Annotated in this window: 16 protein-coding genes; 5 read left to right on the forward strand and 11 right to left on the reverse strand. The window is 50.0% G+C overall.

From position 1 onward, the window contains the following. Window positions 1-10: 10 nt before the first annotated feature. The 7 genes from IPK84_01255 to yidD all read right to left on the reverse strand — a co-directional run bounded on the left by IPK84_01255 (window position 11) and on the right by yidD (window position 6,082). Window positions 11-961: a glycosyltransferase family 2 protein gene (locus IPK84_01255; GenBank protein QQS15979.1), complete on the reverse strand. Its 951-nt coding sequence runs from the start codon at window positions 959-961 to the stop codon at window positions 11-13. Window positions 962-1,193: 232 nt separating this feature from the next. After that, complete coding sequence (locus tag IPK84_01260; protein QQS15980.1) at window positions 1,194-1,463, reverse strand: hypothetical protein; 270 nt, start codon at window positions 1,461-1,463, stop codon at window positions 1,194-1,196. Between the two features lie 138 nt (window positions 1,464-1,601). Next, complete coding sequence (gene dnaK / locus IPK84_01265; GenBank protein QQS15981.1) at window positions 1,602-3,503, reverse strand: molecular chaperone DnaK; 1,902 nt, start codon at window positions 3,501-3,503, stop codon at window positions 1,602-1,604. Window positions 3,504-3,670: 167 nt separating this feature from the next. Then, window positions 3,671-4,075 (reverse strand): Hsp20/alpha crystallin family protein, encoded by a 405-nt coding sequence (locus IPK84_01270; protein ID QQS15982.1) that lies wholly within the window; start codon window positions 4,073-4,075, stop codon window positions 3,671-3,673. Between the two features lie 55 nt (window positions 4,076-4,130). Next, complete coding sequence (grpE, locus tag IPK84_01275; protein ID QQS15983.1) at window positions 4,131-5,021, reverse strand: nucleotide exchange factor GrpE; 891 nt, start codon at window positions 5,019-5,021, stop codon at window positions 4,131-4,133. Window positions 5,022-5,037: 16 nt separating this feature from the next. Further along, on the reverse strand, window positions 5,038-5,784 hold the full coding sequence (locus tag IPK84_01280) for a hypothetical protein (GenBank protein QQS15984.1): 747 nt from the start codon (window positions 5,782-5,784) through the stop codon (window positions 5,038-5,040). 46 nt (window positions 5,785-5,830) lie between these two features. Continuing rightward, on the reverse strand, window positions 5,831-6,082 hold the full coding sequence (gene yidD / locus IPK84_01285; protein ID QQS16247.1) for a membrane protein insertion efficiency factor YidD: 252 nt from the start codon (window positions 6,080-6,082) through the stop codon (window positions 5,831-5,833). 46 nt (window positions 6,083-6,128) lie between these two features. Between yidD and IPK84_01290 the strand changes: the two genes are divergently transcribed. From IPK84_01290 to IPK84_01310, 5 genes are all read left to right on the forward strand, one after another. After that, window positions 6,129-7,037: a magnesium transporter CorA family protein gene (locus IPK84_01290; protein ID QQS15985.1), complete on the forward strand. Its 909-nt coding sequence runs from the start codon at window positions 6,129-6,131 to the stop codon at window positions 7,035-7,037. Between the two features lie 95 nt (window positions 7,038-7,132). After that, window positions 7,133-7,498, forward strand: a complete 366-nt coding sequence (locus IPK84_01295) for a hypothetical protein (GenBank protein QQS15986.1) — start codon at window positions 7,133-7,135, stop codon at window positions 7,496-7,498. A 29-nt stretch (window positions 7,499-7,527) separates the two neighbouring features. Beyond that, window positions 7,528-7,908: a hypothetical protein gene (locus IPK84_01300; GenBank protein ID QQS15987.1), complete on the forward strand. Its 381-nt coding sequence runs from the start codon at window positions 7,528-7,530 to the stop codon at window positions 7,906-7,908. A 23-nt stretch (window positions 7,909-7,931) separates the two neighbouring features. Continuing rightward, the gene (locus IPK84_01305; protein ID QQS15988.1) at window positions 7,932-8,909 is read left to right on the forward strand and encodes an FAD:protein FMN transferase; all 978 of its coding nucleotides are present in this window, start codon (window positions 7,932-7,934) and stop codon (window positions 8,907-8,909) included. 11 nt (window positions 8,910-8,920) lie between these two features. Further along, window positions 8,921-9,838: a ferric reductase-like transmembrane domain-containing protein gene (locus tag IPK84_01310; GenBank protein ID QQS15989.1), complete on the forward strand. Its 918-nt coding sequence runs from the start codon at window positions 8,921-8,923 to the stop codon at window positions 9,836-9,838. Between the two features lie 76 nt (window positions 9,839-9,914). On the opposite strand, the gene IPK84_01315 is transcribed toward IPK84_01310, so the two are convergent. The 4 genes from IPK84_01315 to rplL form a co-directional block, all read right to left on the reverse strand. After that, window positions 9,915-11,519, reverse strand: coding sequence for a hypothetical protein (locus tag IPK84_01315; protein ID QQS15990.1), 1,605 nt, complete (start codon window positions 11,517-11,519; stop codon window positions 9,915-9,917). A 71-nt stretch (window positions 11,520-11,590) separates the two neighbouring features. Next, window positions 11,591-12,238, reverse strand: coding sequence for a VTT domain-containing protein (locus IPK84_01320; GenBank protein QQS15991.1), 648 nt, complete (start codon window positions 12,236-12,238; stop codon window positions 11,591-11,593). A 101-nt stretch (window positions 12,239-12,339) separates the two neighbouring features. Next, window positions 12,340-13,275 (reverse strand): DMT family transporter, encoded by a 936-nt coding sequence (locus tag IPK84_01325; protein ID QQS15992.1) that lies wholly within the window; start codon window positions 13,273-13,275, stop codon window positions 12,340-12,342. Window positions 13,276-13,411: 136 nt separating this feature from the next. Further along, entirely contained in the window at window positions 13,412-13,837 is a 426-nt protein-coding gene (gene rplL / locus IPK84_01330) for a 50S ribosomal protein L7/L12 (GenBank protein ID QQS15993.1), read from the reverse strand. Window positions 13,838-13,866 lie beyond the last annotated feature (29 nt).

Raw genomic sequence — 13,866 nt, forward strand, 5'->3', positions numbered from 1 at the left:
AACTGATTATTTATTTCCGTTCGATCACTTCTCGAATACCGTAATTCATCGAATGATGACTTCTGTAGTACGCACGAATCATCATATCCGTCATGAGACCAAAAATAAAGAGCTGAATGCCCGCAAGAAGCAAGAAGACGCCGATCATAGGCCAAATGCGATCCGAAAGCGATGCGCCAAAGAAGACTTTCTCCACAAACATCCAAAAGAGAATCCCCGATCCCAAGATAGAAAGCAAAAAGCCGCCGCCGCCGAAGAGGTGCACCGGGCGATGCGAGTACTTCCGCCAGAACCACACGGCGAGCATGTCGACAAATCCCTTCACGCTCCGCTTCCAGTTGTATTTGGTGACGCCATGCACGCGCGGATGGTGCGAAACCGGCACCTCCGCCACACGGAAACCCTTAATCTCAAGAAGCGCCGGAATAAACCGATGCATCTCACCAAAGAGATCGAAGTCCTCGAAACATTCCCTTCGAAACGCTTTGAGACTGCAGCCCGAATCGTGAATATTGTCGTGAATGAGAATGGTACGCAGCATGTTCGCGCCGCGCGAAAAGATCTTCTTGCTCAAAGAATCTTGCCGCTTCACCCGCCATCCGGAGACCACATCATAGCCCTCGTCGAGCTTCGCAAGAAGAAGCGGGATATCAGCCGGATCATTCTGCAAATCGCCGTCCATCGTAATCACAATATCGCCCGTCGCCCGCTTGAAACCTGCGTCAAACGCCGCGCTCTGTCCGAAGTTCTTGCGGAATACCACGAGCGTAAGTGGCGAAAGCGCATGGCATTTCTCGAGCGTCGCGTCCCTCGACCCGTCATCGACAAAGATGATCTCATATAACTCACCGAGCTTCTCCAAGGATTCCTTGATGCGCCGATGGAGTTCCTCGACATTCCCCTCTTCGTTATAAAGCGGAACAACAACCGAATACCGAACCCGCCCGGAATCTGTTTCCATAAAAAGAAAAACAAAGCCCCTACCGCCCTATTGTACCAAACCCCCGCCCAGAGGCAAGGAAAGCCCCTTTCTTCATTGTCGGTTCAGACAAGGTCAGACAATATCCACCTTTCAAGAGCTCCTCTCAAGAGACAAAACTCTGATTCCTCCACTCCAATTAGAACAACAAAGAATCGAATCAAGAAAAATCCGCCAAAGAAGAATACTCTCTGGCGGCACTACACATCATGCTTCATTGCTTTTTTTGAATCTTCGTTGCAGCGTACACAGCAGAGGCAAGTTCGTCAAGCAGAGAGTATAATGGGCTGTCCGCCCCATCGCCAAATATCTCCCGTAGCTTTTCAAATGCATCATACGCCTTTACCGCCCTTTCCGAGAGCGGAACTTCGCAAAGAACGGTATCTTCTTCCCCATATCCCCCATCTGTTGCCGTCCACTGAACAACCGAGACTGTTCCAAGATCACCATCAAACACAACAAAAAGCTTTCTCGTATCTGCCATGTTTAAATCTCCTCAGACTTCAACAACAAAACACCCTCAAGAGGGTACGCTATCAAATTTGATCAGTCAATATGTCGATTGAGTTTACAAGACATAAGCAGAGAGCGAGGCTCTCACCTCGCTCTCACCCGTCAAACTCTACTTCCCATCCTCCACCTCTGCGTCTTTCGGAGATTCGGGAGTGCCTTCGGTTTTCGGCGGCTCGCCCTGCCCCGGTGCGGGAGGCGTTTCCGATTCCTGCGCGGCTTTGTAGAGTTTCTCGCCGATTTTCTGTGCGGATTCGGAGACCGCCTGCGATGCCTTCCGGATCGCTTCAAGATCATCGCCATTCTTCACCTTGTTGAGCTCGGCAATCGCGTCTTCCACTGGTTTCTTTTCATCCGCCGTCACTTTGTCGCCGGCATCGCGGATCGCTTTCTCGGTTGTGTAGACGAGACTGTCCGCCATATTGCGCGCTTCGACCAGTTCCTTCTTCCGCTTGTCTTCTTCAGCATGAAGCTCAGCGTCTTTCTTCATACGCTCGACCTCCTCTTTGGACAATCCGGTTGAAGATTCGATGCGGATAGACTGCGTCTTGTTCGTCGCTTTGTCCTTCGCGGTCACCGAGAGAATACCGTTTGCATCGATATCAAATGCGACTTCGATCTGCGGCACGCCGCGTGGCGCCGGCGGAATACCATCCAAAATAAACCGCCCGAGCGATTTGTTGTCCGCCGCCGTCTCGCGCTCGCCCTGGAGTACGTGTATTTCGACCGACGGTTGACTGTCCGCCGCCGTCGAGAATACCTTTGACTGCGAAATAGGCACGGTTGAGTTTGCATCGATGATCGGTGTCCGCATACCGCCCAAGGTTTCGATGCCCAAGGTGAGTGGCGTCACATCAAGCAGAAGCACGTCTTTCACTGACCCCTCGAGCACGCCCCCCTGGATCGCAGCACCGATCGCCACAACTTCGTCGGGGTTCACGGAGATATCCGGCTTCTTGCCGAAGAACTCTTCGACGGTCTTAAGGACAAGCGGCATGCGCGTCATACCCCCGACCATCACTACCTCATTGATATCCTTCGCGCTCATGTCAGCATCTTTGAGCGCCTGCTTCACCGGCGCAAGCGTCGCCACCACGAGATCATGCACGAGTTCTTCGAGCTTCGCTCGCGTCAACTTCATCACCAAGTGCTTCGGTCCCGAGGCATCGCTTGTAATAAACGGCTGATTGATTTCGGTATCCTGCGCCGTCGAGAGCTCGATCTTTGCCTTCTCTGCCGACTCCTTGATGCGCTGGAGTGCCAAAGGATCTTTGGAGAGATCGATACCTTCCTGCTTTTTGAATTCGTCGAGTATCCAATGAATCACCTTCTGATCGAAGTCGTCACCGCCCAAGTGCGTGTCACCGTTCGTCGAACGCACCTCAACCGTATCCGCTGCCACTTCGAGAATAGAGATATCGAATGTTCCCCCGCCCAAGTCATACACAGCGATTTTCTCATCTTGCTTCTTGTTGAAGCCATAAGCCAAAGCTGCCGCAGTCGGTTCATTGATAATCCGCCGCACATTGAGACCCGCGATTTCTCCCGCTTCCTTCGTCGCTTTGCGCTGCGAGTCATCGAAATACGCCGGCACCGTGATAACCGCCTCGGTGATTTTTTCGCCCAAGCGATCCTCGGCATCCGCCTTCAATTTCTGCAATACCATCGCCGAGATTTCCTGCGGCGAGTATTCTTTGCTACCCATCACCACTTTCACGCCCTCGCCCGCTTTTACGATTTTATACGGAAGCGTTTTCTTATCGCGTTCCACTTCCTCGTCATCGAAGCGTCGCCCGATGAGTCTCTTGATCGAGAAGAGCGTATTCTCCGGATTCGTCACCGCCTGTCGCTTCGCGAGAAGTCCCACAAGCCGCTCGCCTGTCTTCGACACGGCAACCATCGATGGCGTCGTGCGATTTCCCTCTTTATTTTCTACGATCGTCGGGCTTCCGCCTTCAACAAACGCCATCGCCGAATTCGTCGTCCCGAGATCGATACCAAGTATCTTTGCCATACTGTTTCATTGGGATAAAGATTGAAGAATAAGGAATAATGCAAATGTATCCCATGTCCTCACGTCCTAACTCCCTTAATTTAATACTTAAAAATTCAATTTCTCGCTTCATGTGCTTCGTCCACTCCCCGGGATTTGCTCCGAGGGAGTGTCGAAGCAAACGAAGATTACTTCACCGTGACCGCAATCTTCTTCGGCTTCATCTCTTCCGCCTTCGGCGCGGTAATCGTGAGAATACCCTTCTCATACGATGCCGCCGCCTTGTCACCTTCCACCTTCATCGGGAGGATGATAGACCGGGAGAATTCGCCGCGACTAATTTCCTTGCGGTAATAGTCTTCGCGCTTCACTTCGTGCCGCTCCTCGCTTGATCCCGAAACCGTGAGCACGTCGTTCTCAATAGTGATGTTTACCTTCTCCGAATCGATATTCGGAAGTTGAAAGTCCACGATCACATTGTCTTTGTCCTGACGGACATCTACCGCCGGAGCAAAACCGTGCGCCCACATATCCTCATCGAAGAAACGATCGATATCGCGCATCGGTGACCAATGAATAATGCTTCGTGTCATAGTACTCACCTCCTCTCTGGGTTAAAATTCCTATCGAAAATTCAAAATGCAAGTCCTATCTCACCACTACCTTTGCCGGACGAATCACTCTCGAGCCACTCTTGTATCCCATCTGGAGCATCTTCGCCACCTTGCCCTCTTCCGCTGATTCGCCTTCTTCTCGACTTACAGCTTCATGCACATGCGGATCAAAGGTATCGCCTTCCTTCACTTCGAATGCCGAGATGCCATTCGTCGCAAGCGCTTCTTCGAGTTGCTTTCCGATATAGGTAATACCCGTCATCCATGCATTCTCCTTCTCCGCTTCCGGCACATGCTGCGCTGCCATGCGAAAGTTGTCGATCACCGGAATAATATCGAGCGCAAATCGCTCCGAACTCATCGCCGACAATTCTCTCATCCGCTCTTCCTGCCGCCGCCGATAATTCTCAAAATCCGCCGAAATCCGCTTCACATCATTCAAATATTCCCGCTCTTTGAGTCGTTCGACAGCTGCCGATATAAAATACTTTGCCATGCTGCCAAACTCATCATTCTGAGCAACTTCTTCCGCTGTCACCCATCGATACTCACTGTGTTCCGAGCTCAGCGTAATATCCTGCGAAGAAGACATTTGCACTGTATATCCGAGAGTCAACACGCGTTTCTTTCTATATTCAGCTAAGAAAACCCCAGATTGTTTCAAGCTCTCATCAACATCAAAGCCAATCTCTTCTCCAAGTTCTCGAGACAAAGAGTCTTCAAGACTTTCCGCAACATCCACCCGACCGCCGGGAAAATCCCACACACCGTACTTTTGAACGAAGAAACTTTCTATATCGGCAATCTTCAACATCAAGAACACTTTCTTCTCAGGATCATACACCACTATCTTTTGCGATATCTGAAAGAGTTCATGTCCTTTCTCATCTACTATAAATTTTCCATCAACAACTTTTGTTTCCATAAAATTTTTCCAAAAACTAGTGCAACACAATAAACATTGCAATCACTCCCGCCGATCCGCCCAGCATGCGCTTCATGTATTCCAAAAGAGATTTGTTCTTCGCATACTTCATGCGCTTCGGACCGATGATAGCAAGAACCCCTCGATCACCGTCGGCGTTCTGATAGGGTGATACCATCATAGCGCAGTTGGAAATTTCCTTGATCGGGTTCTCCTCGCCAATGAATATCTTGACTTCGCCGTCTTTCATCTTGGACAAAAGCGTATCGATATTCTCATCAATCGAATCGAGCGCCTCCACCAGTCGACACACTTCGTCGAGCTCCTGAAACTCCGGCTCACCCATCAATTCCTTCATGCCGAAATCATAGAATTCGTCGCGACTCACAATACCGGACACCGCAAGACTCCCCGAAAACGCCGAGAGAAGCTTGGCAGTCGTCCGTGCCAATCGAGCGTTCCGCGCCTCAAGCACCAAGAGCTCCTTTTTCAATTCTGCTTCTTCTTCCTTTGAAAGAGCCTCGTCTTTCATCCCATGCTCGATATAAAAGCGATACCCCTTGTCGGTTGGAATACGCCCCGACGAAACATGCGGCTGATAGAGATACCCCTCTTCTTCCAAAGTCGCCATATCGCTCCGCACCGTCGCCGACGACACCGGCAGATGAACCCGCGAGAGAAGCACTTCGGAACCGACCGGGAGTGCACTTTTCGTATAGAGTTCTACGACCGCCGAAAGAATAGTTTTCTGTCGCTCATTCATACGTTTCCAGTATAAATCACAGATTAGCACTCGTCAAGTATGAGTGCTAATTCATACTTTTTGGCTCTGGAGGCGGGTCATAGCCGCCCGGGTGCCAGGGGTGGCATCGTAGGAATCGGCGAAGTGAAAGATACCCGCCGCGGAGAACACCGGACCGTTCGACAGCTTGCCGCGCGTATTCCGAGCACGACGGATAAAATCGACAAACGCGAATCGGCACGATTTTCCCCAAAAGCCCATGGTCCAGCGAAAGCGTTTTTTGATATATCCGAATGAAAAAGGAGAGCCATTGTTTCATGTTCCGTATGGTATAATGGAGATGTTTGATCTCCAAATAGAAAATCATGAAAACGGTTTCCTTTGGAAAAATTTCATGGGTCGACATGCCAAACCCCGGACCCGAAGACATTTTGCATTTGCAAGAGGATTTCAATATCCATCCGATAGCGATCGAGGAATTTTCAACGCCCACCTACCAGCCCAAAGCGATCAACTTCGACAATTGTCTGTTTCTTTCGGTGCATATTCCTCTCTTCGATGCCAAGAATCGCACCACCTATCCGGGCGAAATGGACATCATTCTCACCAGCACGCATCTCATCACCGGACATCGGGACGATATGTTCCAAGTGACCGATTTCTTCGACGCGCTCGAGAAGAACGAGGGCAAGCGTCGACTCCACATGGACAAGACGCCAGCACACCTCATGTACCACATCCTCGATCTGCTCATGAATTCATGCTTCCCTCGCCTCGACCATATCGCACGCAATCTCGACGCTATCGAAGACAATGTCTTCAACGGCAAAGAGAAAGAAATGGTTTTTGAGATCTCTGTCGTAAAGCGCGACATCCTGAATTTTCGACGAACACTGAAACCGCAACGATCTATCATCGAATCCATATTCCAGAAACAAAGTCCCTTCATCCCAGAGGGACTCACCATGTATTTCCAGGACCTCATCGGCACAAATATTCGTCTGTGGAACATTCTTGAGAACAACAAAGAAATTATCGAGTCGCTCGAAGCTACCAACAATTCCCTCCTCTCAAACAAACTCGATCTCACCATGAAAGTGCTCACGATTTTCTCGGCTATCATGCTCCCGATGACCGTCTATTCAAACGTGCTCGCCATGAGTGCGAGCATCCCCTTTGCCAACAGCCCGTACGCTTTTTGGATACACGTCGGCATCATGTTCTGCATTTCACTCATTACTATCGTCATTTTCCGTGCTAAGAAGTGGTTTTAATACGTGAAAAGGCGAGATGAAACATACAGAAACGCATTCTTCCTCAAGAGAAATCCGTACAATAGATCAGAATACCGTTTATAACACCCGAGTCTATGCGTTTCTATCAGTCGCCCATCAAAAATCCTGCCGCCACATCACTCTCGTTTCTTCTTGGAGCAGTGGTGATCACGGCGATCGTCCTCTCCTTGCGTGTCGCTGACTCCGGTCGACTCGCTCAAAATGCCGAGCAAACCACCGAAACAATTCCTATCGACCCGGCACTGTCCGAAACACAACGCATTATCCAAGAAGACCGCGAGCAAAAACTCAAGAGCTCCACTCCGGCACTTCAGAAAACTATCACCGAAACCAAACCAGTCAAAACCACGACACTCGTCCCCTCATCAACAAGCACCTCCTCTTCCTCATCCAGCTCCACGACAACGAAAAAAGCAGATAGAACTACAAGAACATCCTGACAACGCCACGATAAAAAATCTAAGACGCTATGAAAAAACAAGTTGTCATCCTTCTCTCTTCACTCATACTTATCCTCGGCACAAATGCCCTAGTAACAGAGCGGTATGTTTCGCATGCCGAGGATGATGACGATGAGGAAGAGTATGAAGACGAAGATGAAGACGATGATCGAAGCAGTAAAGACTCCCAACAAGACGATGTCGAGTCTGAGAAGACAAGCGTTACCAAAGAGACAACTCTTGTGCCGGTGACAACCATCACCCAGCAGGAAGTAGCCACAGTGCTCACCGACAGCGACGGAGACGGACTCTACGACAATGAAGATCCGCATCCGGACATCCCTGAAATCTACATCGTACGCGATGACAACAAAAACGGCATCGCAGACTACCTGGAAACCTCGCCGTAGCATTTCTCCCTTTCGGAACACTCATGACTCCGAATCACCCAAACACGAAGGAGGCACTTCTCTCAACGACCCGTCTCTTTCGCGCTATGGGAACGGAGACATACCTCGAAATAGTCCACCGAAAAGGCGAGGAAAGGAAGGCCGAACAAACCCTGGCAAGCACAGTAAAGGGCTGTTTTGAAAAGATACGGATTTTCAATCGCTTCGATCCCGAAAGCGAACTCTCGGAATTCAATCGTCATCTCGGGAAATTCCGAAATGCCTCGCCGGATATGCTCGCTCTCGCACTTCACACTCTCTCGTTCCATAAAGAAAGCAACGAACTCTTCGATCCGCGCATCCTGTCAATTCTCAAGCATATCGGGTATGATGCGGATTTCTCCAAGATGCCTGCAAGCCTGCCTGTACTGGAAAAGTTATTCTCTCCTCGGACAGCGCCTCTGAGAAGCGAGCTTTCTGTATGGGGTGAAATGATACGATTCGAGGCGCCGATGGACTTTTCCGGAATAGCCAAAGGGTATATTCTGGACAAAATGGCCGAGCGGATACGGCAAGACGACTGGTCAAACTTTCTCGTTGACTCCGGCGGCGATATGGTGGCATGTGGCACGAATCGCGCGAGAGAAAAGTGGCGCATCAGTGTCGAGAACATACCTGAAGAGTCCGCTCTTTTTGAAATGACAAACCAGGCGATTGCCACCTCAGGCATCACCAGAAAACACTGGGTGTCTTCCCGAGGAAAACACTATCACCATCTCATTCATCCAAAACACCCGAACAATTTTTCATTCAATCTTCTGTCAGTCACCGCAATCTCAACATCTGCCGAGCGTGCCGATTTTCTCGCCAAGACGCTGTTTCTCATGGGAATTAAAGACGGTTTTTCTTATGCAAGCAAACATTCCATCCCCGCACTCTTCGTTCAAGCAAAAGCCAAAAACCCAACAACCAATCCTTGGATCATGACCCCGAAGATAAAACCATTCCTCGCCAAACAATAAACTCTCCCACTATGAAGATATCTACTCTCGTATTTACTGCCGCTATTGGAGCGCTTCTTCTTGCTCCGGCAGCCACTCGCGCCGCAGACACTTCCGACCCCATATCCTACCCCGACGGACCCGTGCTCGATTCCGATCTCGACGGATTAACCGACATTGGAGAGACGACGCGTTTCCAAACCGACCCGAAAAATCCCGACAGTGACAGCGACGACTGGTACGACGGCACGGAAATACTGGCGCAAACAGATCCGCTCGACCCGACATCGCCGTCGGCGACCGTCATCGTTACCTCTGATCCGTCTTCGGTGCAGGTGCCCTGGGTCTGGTATGTCACGCGCGCTTCGGGACTCATTGCTTTTGCCTTCGCATGGCTCGCCATTTTCCTTGGTATTGCCGTCCGACTTCCCATTCTCAAAGATATCATTCGCCCCGCCTATTCCCTCTCTGTTCACTACACCATTGCTGTTCAGACGCTCTTCTTTGCTCTCCTTCATGGCATAAGCTTCCTCTTTGATCCGTTCATACGGCCAACAATTGCCGATGCATTTATTCCCTTTCATATAGCCGCCGATAAAATCAATCCTCTTTCGCTCGCGCTCGGCATCATGGCATTTTACGGATTTATCGTTCTCGTCCTCACCAGCTGGATCAAACCCATGATCCCGCAACGCCTCTGGCGCATCACACATTTCCTCAACATATTCGTATATGTTGCCGTCATCGCTCACGCGCTCCTTCTTGGCACCGATATGAAAGTCCCACTCTACCGAAACATTTTCATCAGCGCCAATATATTCCTCATGTCGCTTCTCCTCATGAACTTCGCCCTCAAACTCGCCAACGTCATCCGCCACACGATTACCAAACAGCAACCGGTACCGGAAGAAATACCTGCTGGCAGTTCAAACACGCAAACCCTCTCTTGAGATAAGTTGCCCTATAAAAAAATCCCCGAAACCATAACGGCTTCGGGGTTATTTGCAATAAGCATGTCGTCTGGACTTACTGTATCTTTCCAATACTCCTCAGATATCCCTCCGGATATCCATTCAGCAGGAAAGGAAATACGGCGACTACTTTTCCCGATCCCATTCGAATCGATGACACCAGAGCGAGTTGTCCAGAAAGAAGGTGTTGAGTTGCCGGAAGTCCGGGACGATACAGCTCGAGCGCTCGAGTACGAAGGTTTTTGATACCATCAACCACTCCCTCCGAGATACCCGGAACATTCCTCCAGAGAAACTGTGCCAACTCATCAGATGACATATCAGCCCACGAAGTTTCCCCCCATTCTAGAGCAGACAAGCCTTCGGCAACCTCTTTGGGGACATCTTCGTAAACTCGCTCGGAAATAAAAACCGGAACCGGACTTTTCACAAATGCAGACACATCGCTTCCAAAACATTCCTCGATGAAAGAACGCTCTCCTTCCGGAAACCGTCCGGCACCACGATTCCCTCGCACAATAGAAGCTGCAAAGCCAGCAACATACGAAAGCATAGCTACGCCACCATTACTATATCCATTAACAGGAAATGGCGACGCCATATCGTACGGACCACGGGCGAACGTCGTCACAACAACCACACCTTCCTGATGTTGTTTGTACGGATAACCTCCCCCGGAACTCAGAAGATGACCGAGGATCGCATTCGAAAGAAGTATCGACATGCGAAGACGGAACTCCACTGAATCTTCTGCAAGAACAGGGAATATCCGTTTCAATTCACTTCGGAGACGCGGCGCCACTTCATCCCAAATATCCGCGATATACATCCAGAGCCGACGCATACTCTCATCGTAGTGCCGTCGAAAATCAATCTCTCCAACCTGAGATTTCGCTTGTTCGCACACATCGAATAGAATACCTCCGTTTTCTGAAAGAACCGCTGTCGAAAGAGTTTTCCTCTCGCGAGCCAGTGCCTCCAAAACAGCCCCGGTGTAGCCTTCCCGCGTCACGCGATGATCAGAGAGAGATACCCCTTGATCAAGTCCCATGAAAAGAAACCCGCGTTCCACATCAAAAGACGTTTGAATCACGAAAACCTTTTCACTACTCAAATTACCGTACGCTCGATTCGAAAAATCATGAATCGCAAGGGCAATATCTTTCTTTCGCATCACGTCATTGAGCAAACCACCGTCAGAAGCCGGGACTCCCGAAGACGCTTTTTCTTCCTCGCCCTTCGCAGCACAGTGACTGTGACTATCTAAGATGACAACTACTCTCCCGAATTTCCTCACTCGATCACGAATCTCGCGCGTAAAGTCTCCCTCTACAAGATAGAAACTCCCATCCTTCATACGGAGAGCATCGGAAATATCCGCTGCCGGAGTACGAAACGATTCACCGGAAAGTCCAAACACCGTCTCCACAAGAACGCGCCCATCGATACAGAGACATGGGAGGATCTCTTCTAAGGAAGCGCCAATTACGCGCTCCATGAAGAGACGAGCCTCTTGCATTTTTTCTGACGCCAGATCCGCAACTCGCGCATTCCTTGTCGCGATAAATCCACGAACAAGAAACTGGAGATAACGGACTTCCGGAGTATTCTTATCCCGAGAGAACAGTTGAGAAAAACTGTCGATGTATCTGTCCACCATAATCATAACTCCTATTGTTAACCGTCGGGGGTTTCCGACAAACCAGGGAGAGTATAAAAGAAAAGAGCGTTTCAAACAAGAGCATCCGTATCGGGATTATTCCCATTCATCCTGTCCTGCATCATGCGTCTCTTCTCCTGCCTATACTTCAAAATGCCTGGCAGAAATGACAAGATGATAATGATGACGACGATCGGGAGAATATATCGGTCGACATCAGGCACAACTTGCCCCAAGAAAAACCCGCCGAGCAAAAGTCCGAACGACCACAGAAAGCCGCCAATCACGTTGTAGAAAAAGAACTCGCGAAAATTCATCCGCCCGACACCAGCGAGAATCGGCGCGAATGTGCGAACAATCGGCATAAATCGCGCAAGCACGATAGTCTTCGCACCATAGCGATTAAAGAATTCTTCTGCCCGACGAACATGCGACTTCTTGAAGAGCACCGACTCTTCGCGGCTAAAAAGCGACGTCCCAACGCGAAGCCCGAATATATACCCGGTCACATTCCCCAAGACCGCTGCGGTAAATACGATCATAAGAAGCGCCGGGAGAGAAAGCACTCCGCCGCTTGCCAAAAGCCCCGCCACAAACAAGAGGCTATCCCCGGGCAAAAAGAAACCCAGAAACAGCCCTGTTTCAGCGAATATGACTGCAAAGAGACCTATGTACCCGATAGTGAGGATAAACTCCGAGAGATTGACTCCAGGCAACATAACCGTTTCATTAGGCGAATAACCCCCACAGTATAGGTAACTTCCCCGAAAAAGGGAAGGGCTGATAGGAGTTGCTACTTTCAAGAAAATGTCTTTTCAAATCAAACGCTCCGCCCAGCAGGCACCCGAAGCAACTGATGCTCCCGTCCTTTTGGAAAAAGAGGTGCAACTTTCCACGACAGAAGCGCGATACCAAGTGCCAAGGAGAGCCACCCCGCAAGCGAACTCGCCGAAATCGTTCCGGTAACGAAAATCGAGGAAAGCGCTCCCGTAATAAATGCGGCCGGCACCAAAAGACTCGCCACAAACCCTGCCGGCGCAAGCGAAAGTGCGCGATACCAGCAACTCACATATCCCACAAGAAGAAGACTCGTCAGAAATGTCCATCCCCAAGCAGACCAAGAAAGAGAAAACGCTATCCCGACTTTTCCGGAAAGAACAAGCCAGCAGAAAATAACTACCGAACCGAGAATCATCCGAGCGCTCATGGCGGAGAGACTCGAGATATGATGGAGAACTTTCTTGGCGAGAATATTCTCAACCGCCCACAAGATCGTTGCCAGCAAAACCAAGACTTCCCCAAGACCAAACGAATGCCACACCGGAACCTGGAACAATAGGACACCGAAGAGCAACAACCCCAAAGCGAAAGCATGCAACCAATCAACCCGCTCGCCCAAAAACGGAACCGCAAGCATTGCCACCCAAAGAAAAAGCGTCTTGTGGATAAACACCGCCGTCGCCGCCGGAATCATAGACAGCCCGCTAAAGTAGAGGAGAAACGGGATTCCGCCCCCAACAATGCCAATCAAGAAGAGCAATCGCTTGTCCCGAGAAGATGCCTCTCTGATTTCATTCGACTTCCGAAACCAAAGAAATACACCAAAAAATATCAGAGACACAATCGCATTCTTCAAAAACGTAAACACAACCGGATCGCCAACTTCCGAAACTGCCGCCTTCGTCAGAAAACCGTTCACCCCCGAAAAAAGAGCCGCTCCAAGCGAAAGAAAAACCGCCCGAAAGAAAATGCTCATACGCGTATGACGACATGAATTGTATGGACGTACGCAAAAACACTCTAAGTATACCACGACCACACGCAACAAAAGACAGCCCTGAAAAATCCCGGGGCTGTCTTCCTGATATCTTTTCTTCAAAGAAGAGTGGAGACTACTTCAAAGTCACGGTAGCACCAGCTTCTTCGAGCTTCTTCTTCATGGTTTCAGCGTCCGCTTTCGCCACCTTTTCCTTCACTACTTTCGGCGCGCCATCCACCAAGTCCTTCGACTCTTTGAGTCCGAGTCCGGTAATTTCGCGAACCGCCTTGATCACATTGATCTTCTGACCACCGGCAGCAGTCAATTCGACATCGAAGTCAGTCTTCTCGGCCGGAGCATCCGCACCACCCGCTGCACCCGCCGGCATCGCACCACCCATCATCACCGGAGCCGCCGCAGACACGCCAAATTTCTCCTCAAGCACCTTCACCAGTTCGGAAAGATCCAAGACGCTCATCTTTTCGATTTCCTCGACGAGCTTCGCAAACTTCTCCGGAACCGCCACTACTTTCTTCTCTTCGACTTTTTCTTCAGTCATACGAAAAATATTATTGAACTTAATACGAA

It is taken from the genome of Candidatus Moraniibacteriota bacterium, assembly GCA_016699875.1.
In the GTDB taxonomy this organism is placed as follows: Bacteria; Patescibacteriota; Minisyncoccia; order Moranbacterales; family UBA1568.

Bases quoted from the DNA above. Each gene is read 5' to 3' on its own strand.
- grpE (QQS15983.1), bottom strand. From the start codon at position 5,021: ATGGAAACAAAAGTTGTTGATGGAAAATTTATAGTAGATGAGAAAGGA.
- IPK84_01295 (QQS15986.1), top strand. From the start codon at position 7,133: ATGCGTTTCTATCAGTCGCCCATCAAAAATCCTGCCGCCACATCACTC.
- IPK84_01270 (QQS15982.1), bottom strand. From the start codon at position 4,075: ATGACACGAAGCATTATTCATTGGTCACCGATGCGCGATATCGATCGT.
- dnaK (QQS15981.1), bottom strand. From the start codon at position 3,503: ATGGCAAAGATACTTGGTATCGATCTCGGGACGACGAATTCGGCGATG.
- IPK84_01325 (QQS15992.1), bottom strand. From the start codon at position 13,275: ATGAGCATTTTCTTTCGGGCGGTTTTTCTTTCGCTTGGAGCGGCTCTT.
- IPK84_01305 (QQS15988.1), top strand. From the start codon at position 7,932: ATGACTCCGAATCACCCAAACACGAAGGAGGCACTTCTCTCAACGACC.
- IPK84_01320 (QQS15991.1), bottom strand. From the start codon at position 12,238: ATGTTGCCTGGAGTCAATCTCTCGGAGTTTATCCTCACTATCGGGTAC.
- IPK84_01255 (QQS15979.1), bottom strand. From the start codon at position 961: ATGGAAACAGATTCCGGGCGGGTTCGGTATTCGGTTGTTGTTCCGCTT.
- IPK84_01300 (QQS15987.1), top strand. From the start codon at position 7,528: ATGAAAAAACAAGTTGTCATCCTTCTCTCTTCACTCATACTTATCCTC.
- IPK84_01310 (QQS15989.1), top strand. From the start codon at position 8,921: ATGAAGATATCTACTCTCGTATTTACTGCCGCTATTGGAGCGCTTCTT.
- IPK84_01260 (QQS15980.1), bottom strand. From the start codon at position 1,463: ATGGCAGATACGAGAAAGCTTTTTGTTGTGTTTGATGGTGATCTTGGA.
- yidD (QQS16247.1), bottom strand. From the start codon at position 6,082: ATGAAACAATGGCTCTCCTTTTTCATTCGGATATATCAAAAAACGCTT.
- rplL (QQS15993.1), bottom strand. From the start codon at position 13,837: ATGACTGAAGAAAAAGTCGAAGAGAAGAAAGTAGTGGCGGTTCCGGAG.
- IPK84_01315 (QQS15990.1), bottom strand. From the start codon at position 11,519: ATGGTGGACAGATACATCGACAGTTTTTCTCAACTGTTCTCTCGGGAT.
- IPK84_01290 (QQS15985.1), top strand. From the start codon at position 6,129: ATGAAAACGGTTTCCTTTGGAAAAATTTCATGGGTCGACATGCCAAAC.
- IPK84_01280 (QQS15984.1), bottom strand. From the start codon at position 5,784: ATGAATGAGCGACAGAAAACTATTCTTTCGGCGGTCGTAGAACTCTAT.